Origin of the sequence: Leifsonia sp. TF02-11 (genome assembly GCF_017565305.1) — a bacterium.
Classification (GTDB): Bacteria; Actinomycetota; Actinomycetes; order Actinomycetales; family Microbacteriaceae; genus Leifsonia.
This window is the reverse complement of record NZ_JAGEKP010000024.1, coordinates 243,655-256,310: the sequence shown is the minus strand read 5'-3', so window position 1 is coordinate 256,310 and position 12,656 is coordinate 243,655. Positions and strand designations below refer to the sequence as shown.

General features: G+C 68.8%; 14 protein-coding genes. 12 read left to right on the top strand and 2 right to left on the bottom strand.

What is annotated here, in order from left to right; genetic code table 11:
* Positions 1 to 4 precede the first annotated feature (4 nt).
* Positions 5 to 1,171, top strand: a complete 1,167-nt coding sequence (locus JNB50_RS22150) for an ROK family protein (RefSeq protein WP_208042296.1) — start codon at positions 5 to 7, stop codon at positions 1,169 to 1,171.
* A gap of 57 nt (positions 1,172 to 1,228) precedes the next feature.
* Entirely contained in the window at positions 1,229 to 1,675 is a 447-nt protein-coding gene (locus JNB50_RS22145) for an NUDIX domain-containing protein (protein ID WP_208042295.1), read from the top strand.
* Positions 1,676 to 1,733: 58 nt separating this feature from the next.
* On the opposite strand, the gene JNB50_RS22140 is transcribed toward JNB50_RS22145, so the two are convergent.
* Together JNB50_RS22140 and JNB50_RS22135 are read right to left on the bottom strand one after the other, a co-directional pair.
* On the bottom strand, positions 1,734 to 2,546 hold the full coding sequence (locus JNB50_RS22140) for a DUF2690 domain-containing protein (protein ID WP_208042294.1): 813 nt from the start codon (positions 2,544 to 2,546) through the stop codon (positions 1,734 to 1,736).
* A 287-nt stretch (positions 2,547 to 2,833) separates the two neighbouring features.
* A complete protein-coding gene (locus JNB50_RS22135) occupies positions 2,834 to 3,022 on the bottom strand; it encodes a hypothetical protein (RefSeq protein ID WP_208042293.1) in 189 nt (62 codons plus the stop codon).
* Positions 3,023 to 3,156: 134 nt separating this feature from the next.
* Between JNB50_RS22135 and JNB50_RS22130 the strand changes: the two genes are divergently transcribed.
* The 10 genes from JNB50_RS22130 (at position 3,157) to JNB50_RS22085 (ending at position 12,612) form a co-directional block, all read left to right on the top strand.
* Positions 3,157 to 4,113: a site-specific integrase gene (locus JNB50_RS22130; RefSeq protein ID WP_208042292.1), complete on the top strand. Its 957-nt coding sequence runs from the start codon at positions 3,157 to 3,159 to the stop codon at positions 4,111 to 4,113.
* Positions 4,114 to 4,211: 98 nt separating this feature from the next.
* The gene (locus JNB50_RS22125) at positions 4,212 to 4,583 is read left to right on the top strand and encodes a hypothetical protein (RefSeq protein WP_208042291.1); all 372 of its coding nucleotides are present in this window, start codon (positions 4,212 to 4,214) and stop codon (positions 4,581 to 4,583) included.
* A gap of 2 nt (positions 4,584 to 4,585) precedes the next feature.
* Positions 4,586 to 6,118 carry an Hsp70 family protein gene (locus JNB50_RS22120; RefSeq protein WP_208042290.1) on the top strand — a complete coding sequence of 511 codons (1,533 nt, stop codon included), beginning with the start codon at positions 4,586 to 4,588 and terminating at the stop codon, positions 6,116 to 6,118.
* 40 nt (positions 6,119 to 6,158) lie between these two features.
* On the top strand, positions 6,159 to 7,283 hold the full coding sequence (locus tag JNB50_RS22115) for a DnaJ domain-containing protein (RefSeq protein ID WP_208042289.1): 1,125 nt from the start codon (positions 6,159 to 6,161) through the stop codon (positions 7,281 to 7,283).
* Positions 7,280 to 7,789, top strand: coding sequence for a nucleotide exchange factor GrpE (locus tag JNB50_RS25265; RefSeq protein ID WP_208042288.1), 510 nt, complete (start codon positions 7,280 to 7,282; stop codon positions 7,787 to 7,789). The genes JNB50_RS22115 and JNB50_RS25265 overlap by 4 nt, the downstream gene beginning before the upstream one ends.
* On the top strand, positions 7,773 to 10,502 hold the full coding sequence (locus tag JNB50_RS22105) for an FtsK/SpoIIIE domain-containing protein (RefSeq protein ID WP_208042287.1): 2,730 nt from the start codon (positions 7,773 to 7,775) through the stop codon (positions 10,500 to 10,502). The genes JNB50_RS25265 and JNB50_RS22105 overlap by 17 nt, the downstream gene beginning before the upstream one ends.
* Positions 10,499 to 11,113, top strand: a complete 615-nt coding sequence (locus JNB50_RS22100; protein WP_208042286.1) for a hypothetical protein — start codon at positions 10,499 to 10,501, stop codon at positions 11,111 to 11,113. The genes JNB50_RS22105 and JNB50_RS22100 overlap by 4 nt, the downstream gene beginning before the upstream one ends.
* 44 nt (positions 11,114 to 11,157) lie before the next feature.
* Complete coding sequence (locus JNB50_RS22095) at positions 11,158 to 11,418, top strand: hypothetical protein (RefSeq protein ID WP_208042285.1); 261 nt, start codon at positions 11,158 to 11,160, stop codon at positions 11,416 to 11,418.
* Between the two features lie 28 nt (positions 11,419 to 11,446).
* Complete coding sequence (locus tag JNB50_RS22090; RefSeq protein ID WP_208042284.1) at positions 11,447 to 12,370, top strand: toxin glutamine deamidase domain-containing protein; 924 nt, start codon at positions 11,447 to 11,449, stop codon at positions 12,368 to 12,370.
* Complete coding sequence (locus JNB50_RS22085; protein WP_208042283.1) at positions 12,367 to 12,612, top strand: hypothetical protein; 246 nt, start codon at positions 12,367 to 12,369, stop codon at positions 12,610 to 12,612. Before JNB50_RS22090 ends, JNB50_RS22085 begins: the two co-directional genes overlap by 4 nt.
* Positions 12,613 to 12,656 lie beyond the last annotated feature (44 nt).

Below are 12,656 nucleotides of genomic sequence, written 5' to 3'. Positions count from 1 at the left end.
GGACATGAACGACGAGGTGCGGACGAGGACGGCGCTGCTCGGGTCGTCCTCCGACGCGGCCACCCGCGTCTTCACCACGATCCTCACCAGGAGCCCCATCAGCCGGATCGACGTGGCCAAGCTCACCGGTCTGTCGCAGGCGGCTGTGACGAAGGCGGTCGCTCCGCTCGTGGCCGTCGGACTCCTGAACGACTCGCTCGGACCGACGCTGACCGGTCTGCCCGGCCGACCCGTGAGCCCGGTCGCCCTCGTTCCCGACGCGGTCGTGACCCTGGGGATCAAGGTCAACGCGGACGAACTCATCGGCGTCGCCACCGACCTCACGACCCGCATCATCGCGTCAGAGCGGTTGCCCCTCGTCTCGCACGTGCCGGCGGAGGCCGCAGACGCCATCGTGGAGCTGTGCGCGTTGCTCGACGAGAAGCTCGACGACCTGGGTTCGCGCGTGGCGTCCATCGGCATCGCCGTGTCGGGTGACGTCGACACCGAGAAGGGCGTCGTCCGCGATTCCGCCCTGATGGGGTGGAAGGGCGTCGAACTGGGAACAGAGCTGGAGGCCAGGCTCGGCCGCCGCGTGGTCGTCGAGAACGACGTGCGGGCTCTCACGATCGGTGAGCACTGGTTCGGTGTCGGACTGGGGACGAGCTCGTTCGCGATCGTCACCATCGGCCGCGGCATCGGCTCCGGCCTGCACCTGAACGGCGAGGTCGTCGAAGGAGCGTACGGGGTGGCCGGAGAGATCGGCCACCTGCCGCTCACCTCGCCCGACAGGGTGTGCGCGTGCGGCCGCCGCGGCTGCGTGGAGGCGGTGGCGTCCACGACCGCGATCGTGGCCGCCGTCTCCGAGGCTCACGGGCGTCCGCTGACCATCGACGAGGTGGTCGCACTCCGGCGGGCCGGCGACAACGCTGCGATCGCGGTGTTCGACGAGGCCGGACGCGTGGTCGGTGCCGCGATCGCCAGTCTCGTCAACCTGGTCGGACCGGAACTCGTCGTCATCGGCGGTGAAGGGGTGTCCGACTTCGACCTCATCGAGGAGCCGCTCCGTCGCTCGTACGCCGAGCACGTGTTCGCGTCCGCCGACCAGTGCCAGATCGCCGTGCGCCCGCACACCTTCGAGGATTGGGCACGGGGAGCCGCGGCGGCCGCGATCCGTGCGCTGGTGGTCTGACGGCCTCCGCTCCGCCTGATCGTCGAACGTCACCGATGAGCTGAAAGTGCTGCGTTCATGACCGCCGAAGTCCAGAAGGTCGTCTGCTACGTCACCCACGGCCACCACCTCCTCGTCTTCACGCACGACACCGTCCCGATCGAAGTGGCCGGCGTGCAGGTTCCCGCCGGCACCATCGCGGCGAACGAGTCACCGGAGCACGCAGCAGTGCGGGAGCTCTGCGAAGAGACCGGGCGACGGGGCCGAATAGTGCGCAAGCTGGGCGTCGCCCGATACGACCTGCGTCCGGCCCGCGATGAGATCGCCGTCCGCCACTTCTTCCACGTGACGTTGCCGAGCGGAGACCCGCGCGAACGGTGGAGAGCCGGCGAGCCCGATGTGCCCACCGGACATGAGCCGATCAGCTGGACATGCTGGTGGCTGCCGCTCACGGACGCCCACGTCCTCGCCGCCGGACTCGGCGCACTCATCGGTCAGCTGTCCGCTGGGCTCGGTGATGGATGAGCGGAAGCGATCGCGTTCATTCGTCGGCCGGGCGCGGTCCACGGTCTGCACGTAGCGGTCAGGTGCAGATCGGATCCCCCAGGCTGATCGTCTTTCCGTCCAGGGTGATGCTCCCGACGGCGCACAGGCGGGTCTGCGGCGAAGGCCGCACCACCAGCATGGTGTAAGCGCCTTGGACGCCCGGCTCGGTCGCATCCTGTCGATCCGGTCCGTGCGGCGCGGTCTCCGGGTAGATCGACACCTGCACTTCATTTCCCTCGGCCTTGCCGTCGTAGCGGGCGATGCGCGCCCACCCGGCATAGCACTTGTTGGACCAGACGATCTGAATGCGCGTGTTGTCGGGGCGGTCTTCGGAGGCTGCCACTTTGGCGTCGTTCACGCACGGAGTCATGGCGGGGTCCACTCCCGTGCGGACGATGATCTGCGCGTTGGGGTTCACGGGGCCGGCGGCTTTGAGCTTCGCCTGCAGAGCGTGAACCTGCGAGCCCATGGCCGTCGAGGTGACGCCGCCGGCCACGGCGGCTCCGAGGACGAACGCGATCACCGCGATGAGGGAGACGATGCTCCACCGCGGGCGCCCTGGTCCCCTGCGGGTCGGCTGAAGCGGGGCGTCGGCGGCCTGCTTGGGGTCGAGCAGGTCTCTGCGGCGGAGCCACTCGTTGGTGTCGCCCTTGCAGGCGCGGACGATTCCATCGACCGTGCGTGCCGAGGGCAGCTGCTTGCCTGCGAAAGCATCCGAGATGACCGTCCGCGAGATGCCCGTCTCGTGCTGCAGGCTGGCGAGCGTCGGGCTCCCCGCGGCGATGCGCAGCATCCTGAGGTCGGAGGCGAACGTCGCGACGGAGTCCGCCGGGTCGTCCTGATCGGTCATCGAAACTCCTCGGGTAGAGCGTCGGTCGGCGCCTGACGCGGCGGCGATGCAGGCTCCCATAGTTTCCCGGACCCCGTGAGGACACGGAATACCGCATTTGCGGGGTACGGGGTGTTCCGGCATTTCCGTTCCGGACGATTCCGGACGCTCCGCAGTTCGGTCGTTTGGAATGCTGAGGTCCACTTCGCCCGATCCCGGGCGGAGACGACCGTCGAAGGACCGCCTTGATCTCCGCCTCGGATGTGTTGCAGCTTCCGGGCCCGAGACTGTCCTGCGGCGGGCAGGGTTCAGAACACGTCGTCTTTGTCGACGCTCAGCTCGACCTTCCTGTCGCCGAAGAAGCCGGAGAGGGTGAACATCACGCGGTACGAGCCCCAACTCGCCTCGGTGACGATCCCTTTGGTCCCTGCGGGCACGTTCTCCTGGAAGATGCCACCCAGATCGCGCCTGGCGACGACGAGATCTCCCTTGTTCATCGGGCCCTCCTTTCTGTTGGTGGATGCAAAAGTACCGGCGCGGGCCGTCGGTCGCACGTGGCCTGGGCGACGGATAGCAGTTTCTGCTATCCGCTGGTCGAGGCATGATGACCGGGCTGGACACCCTTTCAGGGGTGTCTGCGTCCACCGTCCGGGCCTACACGAACGACCTCGCCGACCTCGACACCTGGTGCGGCGAGCGAGGGTTCGCCTCGACTGCTTCGCTCAGCGCACGCGACGTGTTCGCCTACCTGGTGGCGGTTCACAAGCGCGGCCGGTCGCTCTCGACGGTACGTCGGCGGGCGACGATGCTGCGACGCATCGCCGGGACGCCGCGGCTGGAGCTCGCGGCTTCGGAGCTCACCAGACTCGAACACCGCATCCTCCGCAGCGCCCCTGGTCGGGCAAGCGTGCTGGTCATCTCCGACGACGCGATCATCCGGGCGGGCTTGCGCACGGTGCTGACGGAATCGGGAGCCATCTGCTGGGCGGACTCGACGGCGGACCTCAACCCTGCCACTGCCCACGCGTGGGACTACATCCTCGTCTGGCTCAACTCGCATCGCCGATTGGACAGGTTCGGAGCGATACCGCGAATCGGCGCCCTGGGCTCGCGCACGACGACCCAGGTCCCCGTGATCGCGGTGCACTCCGGTGACGTCAACGCGCTCGTCCGGCTGCGACTGGCCGAAGCCGGTGCGCGCTATCTGATCCCGCACCCGTGGCTCTCCGAGCACGTCGCGAGCCTGGCCGGGCTCCTGTCGGCAGCGGAGGTGCCGATCGGGTTCCACCTGGACACGCCTCTCGCGGAGCGACAGCGACTCGGGCTGCGCCTGAGCGGTGAGCTGGCTCCGCTGCTCGACGCTGCTGCAACGCTGCCCGACGTGTCGTGGACGGGCTACCTGCCGCAGTCGCACCTGCCCGTTCCGCGTACCGAGATCTCCCGCATCCGCGGCATCGCTTCGGCTCAGGCCGGTATCCCGGCACCGGACTTCAGCAAGTATGCGGCGTCGCTGCGGAGGCCGCCGGCCACGCCGGAGTGGCCGCGGGTGCGCGAGGTCGTCCGCGCGTGCTGGGGAATCGACGCCTAGCACACCCTCAAGCGCAACACAACAGGGAAATGCTGCATTCGGCGGATTTCTACAGTGAGATCCGCACCACTTCACCCGAGAAGGAAAGGTCCACCCCCATGAGCATCCTCCTGATCCTCATCCTCGTGTTGATCGCACTGTTCGCCTTCGGATTCTGGACGAGCGCGCGCGCCAAGCGACAGTACGAGACGGTCACCTCCCTGAGCCCCGCCCGCGCCCGCCAGGTCATCGAGGACAGCTTCAGCAAGGTCCTCTGGGCCGACGTGCAGGGACCAGGCGACATCAACAAGCGGCGCCGCACCATCAACGACTCCGGCGCGGTCATCTCGATCCATCTCCAGCCCGTCGACGATGGCCGCACACACGTGACCGCCTGGATGTCGGCCTGGAAGACGAAGTACGGGATGGTCGCCAGCGGCGGATGGGCTCTCGCCAAGAAGGTCATCACCCGTCTCGACCAGGCGGCCTAACGATGACGCGCTCCGTGGGCATCGACCTCGGCACGACGTACTCCGCCGTCGCCATCCTGCGCGACACCGGCGAGCCCGAAATCCTCCCGAACCGGGACGGCGAGAGCATCACGCCGTCGGTCGTGCTCTTCCAGTCGTTCGACGGCCGCGACGAACCGCTGGTCGGCACGATGGCCAAGCACTCCTCGGCCGGCGCACCGGATGACGTCGTCCAGTTCGTCAAGCGCAACATGGGAGACGCCACCTGGCGCTTCGAGTCGACCGGCGGCTCGCAGTACAGCGCGGAGGAGGTGTCCGGGATCATCCTGCGCCGGCTCAAGGAGGATGCGGAGCTCGCCCTCGGCGAACCCGTGACCGATGCGGTGATCACCGTCCCGGCCTATTTCGACGACGCCAGGCGCGTCGCCACGCGGCACGCCGGTGAGATCGCCGGCTTGAACGTCCTCCGGGTCCTCAACGAGCCGACCGCAGCCGCGCTGTCCTTCGGTCTCGACACGTCCGCTCAAGGAACGGTGCTCGTGTACGACCTCGGCGGAGGCACCTTCGATGTGACCCTGATGCGGATCACCGACGCCGGATTCGACGTGCTCGGCACCGACGGCGACCGCAATCTCGGCGGTTTCGACTTCGACAACCGCCTGATCGAGCACATCGCAGCAGACATCGAGAAGCAGGGTGGACCCGACCTCCTCGAAGACAACGCCCAGGTCGCCGGTCTGCGCGAGAAGGCCGAGATCGCGAAGCGCAGCCTGACGACGGTGGCCACGACGAGCGTCCACGTCTCCGCCGACGGCCGCCCGTTCCGGGTGACGATCGAACGTGCGGAGTTCGAGCGGATCACCGCCGACCTGCTCAGCCGTACCGAAGACCTCACGGCGCGCGTGCTGGAAGAGGCCGGGGTCGCCTGGCAGGAGGTCGATCACGTCCTGCTCGTCGGGGGATCGACCAGAATGCCGATGGTCCGCTCGCTCGTCGAACGGCTCGCCGGCCGTCCGGCCGAGCGCTCTGTCCACCCCGACGAGGCCGTAGCGCTCGGGGCGGCCATCCAGGCGGCGATGGAGGACTCGGCGTCGGGCGGCCGGGCGGTCGAGCTCTTCGAGGCCGGCGCGCCGCTGATCGCGGATGTGACGTCGCAGTCGCTCGGCGTCATCCAGCTGGACGGCGACAGCACCCGCGAAGTCAATACCGTCGTGATCCCGCGCAACAGCAAGATCCCCGCCAAGCTCAGCGTCGATGGATTCACCGTCGTCGACAACCAGACGTCGATCAACGTGCAGGTGACAGAAGGCGACGACACCGACCCCGAGTTCGTCGTGGAGATCGGCTCGAAGGAACTGGCGATCCCGCCCTATCCCAAAGGATCGCCCGTGCGGGTCACCTACGCCTACGACATCGACCAGACCGTTTTCGTCGAACTGACCGACCTCGCCGCCGGACGATCGCTCGGCACGTTCACGCTGGACCGCCGAGCCAACCTCACCGACGAACAGGTGCGGACCGCGGCCGGCAAAGTCGCGGCTCTGTCCGTCCAGTGAACCCCGGCAGCAGCACAAGCACCAGCACAAGGAGCCAGCCATGACTTTCACGAACTACTACGAGGTCCTCGAGATCGGCCCTACGGTCGACGTGGACACCATCAGCCGCGCCGTCAGCGAGAAGCGCCGCTTCTGGCAGCCGAAGACCAGCAATCCCAAGCTGGAGACCCGGCAGCTCGCCGAGAAGATGATGCGCGACATCTCGGCCGCAGAGGCGCTCTTGACGGACGCGACGAAGCGCGCGGACTACGACAGGCAGCTCGCGGCTCAAGAACAGGCACCGGCCCGCGTGCCGGCCGCGCCGGACGGGGGTCGGGACTGGGTGAAGGTCACCCTGGAGTATCTGTCGCAGGGCAATGCCGCCCAAGCGAACTACGCCGCGCGCGAGGCCACCGCGCAGCAGTCGGAGAATCCCGAGGCGTGGTATTTCCGCGGTGTGTCCTCGGCGCTCCTCGACCATGACCAAGACGCGCTCTTCGAGCTGAGCGAGGCTATCCGGCTGAACCCGAACGAAGCCCCGTACCATGCCGAGCTCGGCGACCTGCACAAGAAGAACGACTCCTGGCGAGATGCGTTGGCAGCCTACGGGCGCGCGAGCGTCCTCGCGCCGGACAACGCCTACTATCTGGCCGGGGTCGGGGTGTCCAACGCCGCTCTCGGCGACACCGACACCGGTGTCAGGCAGCTCCGGCAAGCGCACGAGAAGGAGCCGCAGTCGGAACTCATCGCCTATTACTACGGTCTGGCACTCCTCGACGAGGCGACCGGCACGTGGTCGACCTTCGCCGACGGATCGCAGAGCATCCTCACGGAGGCGCAGCTGGCGGCCACGCGGGAGACGCTTCGGAAGATCGACTCGTTGCGGATCGACGACAAGCAGTTCCAGAACGACGTCGACGAAGTGCGTGTGCTCACCGAACAGGCGGAGAGCGTCAAGTTCCACTCCCTGGGCGGAGTCGGTGGCCTCCTGGTCGGCGAGATCGTGACCTTCGTCGTGATGCTCATCGCCTTCGGAATGGGCGGAGGCGGCGCCTTCGTCGGTGTCGTCTGCCTCATCCTGCTCGTGGTGTGGGTGGTCGTTTTCGTCCGCACCCACCGCATGGCCGGCTGGCAGTGGAACCGCAGACAGGCTCCTGCCTACGCACGCGTGACGGGTCTCCAGTGACCGAGCGGGAGGTCGTAGAGGAGACGGGCGGCGAGACCCTCGTCCCCCCGGGAGCACTTGCCGCCGTGCAGACCGAGCTGAGCCAGCTCAGCGATCTCTTCCGCCGGCGGCTGCTGGAGGACCGCGCGAAGAACGCGCTGATCGAAGCGGTTCAGGAGCAGGCCCGCGTTGCCAACGACCAGCTGGCCAGGCGGGATGTCGAAAGCCTGTTCCGCGAGGTGCTTCTCGCGGTGGACCGGCTGCGCGAGGGTCCGCCGTCGGAGCAGCTGGCCGAATCCGTCGCCGAAGAGCTCCTCGACGCACTGCGGCGGCGCGACCTGGTCGAGATCGAGGATGACCGAGCGTTCGACGCGAGAGTGCATGAAGTGGTCGCGACGGTCGTCGCCGAAGACCTCCCGCCGAACTCGATCGCCGCCGTGGAGCGCCGCGGCTATGCCCTGGCCGGAAGGCTGCTGCGGCCCGCACGGGTCGTCCTCACGGTCGCGGACGATGAGCGACGCGCTTAGCCGCAGCGCAGACCGGCTCCGCGGTTCGCACGCGCGTGCTCTCGGCGCCCTCTCCGCGGCTCGCTCACTGGCGTCGGAGCGGCGGGAGGCTGCCGTGCGCTCCGCACGCTCGGCCCTGGAGCGGGACCGGGCGATCGCACGCAACCGGGCAGCCCAGGAAGGCATCGAGCACAGCCTGCGCGCGCGCGATCTGGGCGATGCGCTGGGGACCGCCACCCCCGGTCCGCTCGACGTCGCCGAGCACATCGCGCTGGGGCGGTTGTCGCTGGCCGGAGGACCGCTGGGAGTGAACGAGGACATCGATGTGCCTTTCGTGCTCCCTCTCATCGGCCGGGGGAACGTGGTGATCGAGGCGACTCCGTCGACCGCACGGTCCCTCGTCGAGCAGATCGTGCTGCGCGCGCTGGAGGGGACCGCACCCGGACAGCTCGATGTGCTGGGCTACGACCCAGAGCTGACCTCGGTTCTCTCGGCGTTCAGCCCGCTCCGCCGGATCTCCGAGGACAGCCTCCAGGTGGTCGGTTCGGCGGCGGACTTGGATCGTGCGATGCAACGGCTTGTGGGCGACGTTCAGCGCGTGAACGACACACTGCGCGGGGTGAGCCCCTCGTTGACGGAATTCCGCCGAGCCGTGGGTCACCCCGTTGAACGGTACCGACTCGTCGTCATGCTGGGACTCGCCGAGTTGGACGTGCAGCTGCGCCGACGCGTCCTCACGCTCGCAGCGGCAGGCGCCGACGCGGGGGTGAGCTTCGTGTTCGCGATCGACCCGGGCGACGACGATGAGGACCTGCGCGCCACGGGTGCCGTCCTCACGGAGGTCGGCGGCAGGGTGCGCTGGGACGCTCACCCGCACTTCGCCGTCACGATCACCGGAGGAGACGAGGCGGCGGTCGCGCGCTCAGTGGACCGGCTGGTCGCTCAGGCCGCCGCAGCCTCCGCCCCGCGCATCCCGTTCGAGCGCGTTCAGCCGCTCGAACGAATGTGGCAGGAGTCCAGCGCGGAGGGTGTGCGATTCGCGATCGGTCTCGCCGGACATGCCGTGGCGGAGATCACGCTCGGCGACGATCGGGAGCAGCGTCACAACGTCCTGATCACCGGCGCGGTCGGCCAGGGGAAGTCGAATCTGCTGAAGGTGGTGGTGCACAGCCTGGCGCAGCGGTACGCGCCGGAAGAACTCGAGCTGCATCTGCTCGACTTCAAAGAGGGCGTGACCCTCTATCCCCTGGCGCCTACTCCCGGGTCGCCCGACTTCTTGCCCCACGCGCGCGTCCTCGGGCTCGAGAGCGATCGGGAGTTTGGGCTGGCGGTGCTGAGGCATCTGGAAGCCGAGTTCACGAGACGGGCCAAACTGTTCCGACCCCACGGCGACAGCATCGCGCGGTTCCGGGCCGCGGTGCCGGAGGCGCTGATGCCGAGAATCGTCGTCGTCATCGACGAGTTCCATCTGCTGTTCGATCCCAACGACAAGACCGCCGAGGCGGCCGCGCAACTGCTGGAAGCGATCGCACGTCGTGGGCGCTCGTACGGCATCCATCTGATCCTCGCATCGCAGACGGTGTCCGGCGTCGCGGCGCTGATGACCAGGGAGGGCGGCATCTTCTCGCAATTCCCCATCCGGCTCGCGCTCAAGAACTCGGCTCAAGAGTCGTTCGCCACGCTGGGACTCGGAAACGACGCCGCCGCGCGTCTGCGCTCGCGCGGCGAGGCGGTGCTGAATCTGGACTACGGCGAGGTCGGCTCGAACCGCACGGTGACGATCGCCGCGGCGGACGATGCCGAACTGGGTGTCTTGCGTCACGGCTGGTGGAACGCCGCGCGGGCGAGGGTGTCCGAGCCGGTCGTCTTCGACGGCGGGAGGCGCAGGCGGATCGCCGACGCGATCGCCGATCTGCGTGGACTCCGGGCCCGCGCGACCGCCGGTGGCAGTGTGACGGCACCGCTCGGCTATCCGATCGACGTGGCAGGACGGCCGGTGTCCGTCACACTCACGGCGGAGCCCGGGCGCAACGTCGCGCTCCTGGGGGCGGGCGACGGGTCGCAGGGCGACGCGGACGATCCGGCAAATGTGGCGATCGGGGCGCTCCAGGCCGCAGCGATCGCGATCGCACTGCAGCACCCGCGGGGGGATGCCGAGTTCATCAGCCTCGACGTCCTGGACACCGAGACACTGGAGCGCAACGGCCACGACCGCTGGCTCGGACTCATGTCCACGCTCGGGTTCCCCGTCGAACGGATCGGGCGCGCGGACATCGCTGCATACCTCCAGCACACTGCGAACGGGCTCGAGGGGCGGAGCGCGGACGGCCCGGCTCGATACGTCTTCGGCTTCGGGCTCGATCGCGCCACGGCGCTCGACGTGCCCGACATGTTCGCCCACCGCCCAGCCGAGGACCTGCAGCAGGTGATCCGCAACGGGCCGTCGACGCGGACGCACGTGTTCGGTTGGTGGGCCAACGCGGCGACTTTCAAGGCGCACATCGGCTTCGGGGGCGAGGGCTTCATCGACACGATGCTCATGCTGCGCCTCGACCAGAGCAGCGTACAGGAGCTTCTCGCCTCGCCGTTCGTCACGTGGGCCCCACGGGACAACCGTGGCCTGCTCGCCGACCGCACGCAGTTGCCCGAGCCCCTGACGATCATTCCGTTCTCGCCGTTGACGGCCCGGGATGCGGCGGAGATCGCGCGCGCCGATTGGGACGCCGGAGAATGACCGCGACAGACGACCGCCATGAACGCTATGGGGACTATGAGGCCTGCCTGGTCGCCCTCCGCACGATCCCGGAGAATCTCGCCGGCGCCCTCGCCGCCGCCGAACACGCCTACGACGGCGCACGGAAGGCGGCCGATGAAGCCTACCGTCGCCAGGGAGCCCGACTGGACGATCTGGTCCGCGACAGCCGCGACCGCTATGCGGCGGCGGTCGCCGCGCTCGCCGAGCACGATGTGGCCCTCCCGAGGAAGGTGCGGGCGGCCGTCGGCATCGAGGGTGACGAGAGCAGCCTCCGCCTCGCCCTCGACGCGGAGTCGGCCGACGCGGCTGCGGTCGTTGCCGCGTTGCGGGAGGCCGACAGCGCCGCGCGAGGGAAGAAGGCGGACGCGGCGCGCCGGGCCGCCGAGGAGCAACGGGCACAGGAAGCGCTCCGCGCGCGCCGAGCCAAAGTGCTGAGCGAGAGGGAGGCGACGGAAGCCCGCCGTCGCGAAGCCGCGGCCGCGGCCGCAGCGCGTTCACGCCGCCGGCGGCGGATCGCGATCGCCGCTGTCGCCGCTCTCGTCGCTCTCGCCGCCGTCATCACCGTCACTGTGATCGTCATCAACCACTGAACGTCATCAACCACTGAACGCCCGACACCCCGAGGAGCCAATACATGTCCCAGCTGAACTCCGTCAAGCAGCAGCTCACCAGCATCTCCACCGACGCCAAGTCGACAGCCTCCGGACTCGCCGGATTCAAATCGAAGTTCTCCCAGGCGGTCAACCAGGTGCAGGCGGCGATCGGAGGGACGGCTTCCGGCGCCGACAAGGAGATGATCCAGACGCTCCAGGCCGCCGAGAAGCAGTTGGACGCCGCCATCACCGCTCTGCAGCAGGCGTCGCAGTCCGCAAGCCGGTTCTCGGCGTCTCTGTGACGACGCGCGGCGAGTCGGAGACGGTGCGATGAGCTCTCTGCGGGAGGTGATCGACGCCCTCGAATCGGTGAACCACGATGCCGACCGTTTCGCCCAGCAGCTCGACAGCCAGGCCAGGCTGCTCCAGGCGGCGGCAGCACACGCCACCGCCGTCGCCCAGCACACCGCACGTCCCGATGGTGCTGTCGTGGTGGCTGCGCTGCAGGCGGCGCACCGTGCGGTCTCCGAGGCTGCGCAGTACCTCCACCGTTCCGCCATCGCCGGCAGGGGATTCATAGCACGGCATGCAGCTGGAGCGGCTGCGGGCTCCCCGGCCGGTGGGGGCACGTCGGAGAGCGGCAACGACAGTCCGTCGATCGGGGGCCGGTACCTGGACCCCGGCGCGACCGTCGCGGCCCGGTTCGAACAGCTCGTCTCGACCTTCGGCGCCGCGGACCCGGCGGCGTGGATCGCCGCGGGCAACCCGCACTACGCGAGCCACCTCCCGGCGTGGACCAACAATTGCGGCCCGTGTTCGCGCTCGTTCGCCGACACGTTTCAGGGAGTGAGCGCTCAGCCGGCGCTGGGCGACTCCAGCGTCCCGCCGGGCGAGTACGAAGAGATGTGGAACGCGCTCGGAACGCGCCCGCTTTCGCGCCTGACCAACCTGGAGGCCGAACCAGGCCCGTTCACTGCTGGTGCGTTCCAAACACTCGAGGCGAGCCTGCAGCGTGAAGGGCCGGGCGCTGTGGCTATCATCGGAGTCGATTGGGATCTGCCCGGGTTCCCACGAGGCCATGCGGGAGGCCACTGGTTCAACGCCTACGTCGACCACGCGGGCGTCGTGCGCTGGGCGGACGAGCAATCCGGCCGCACCAGCGGCTGGCCGCCGGACTATGGCGTCGACATCTGGCAGATCGAGGCGGTGGTCCGCCCGGCGCCGGGCGCCCCCTGGAAGGAGCTGACCCTGTGAACGGGCGGGAGAGTGCGCTCGAAGCGCTGGGCGAGTGGCTGAGGGCGAACGGTGGCGTCGGGGCAACCGACGAAGCCGCGTGGAACCTCACTGAGTACCGCGGCGTTTTCGTCGCCGCGCCGGCGGGCGGCCGACGGTCCAACACCGTATACGTGATCGGCAACGGCGTGGTCCGACCGTGCATCACGAGTAGCGGGTCGCTCGATGACGTGTGCGACGAAGTGATCGCGGCGGGAAAGTAGCCTCCCGCCGCCGATGTGTGAGCGGCGGCGGCAGAATGGAGCCA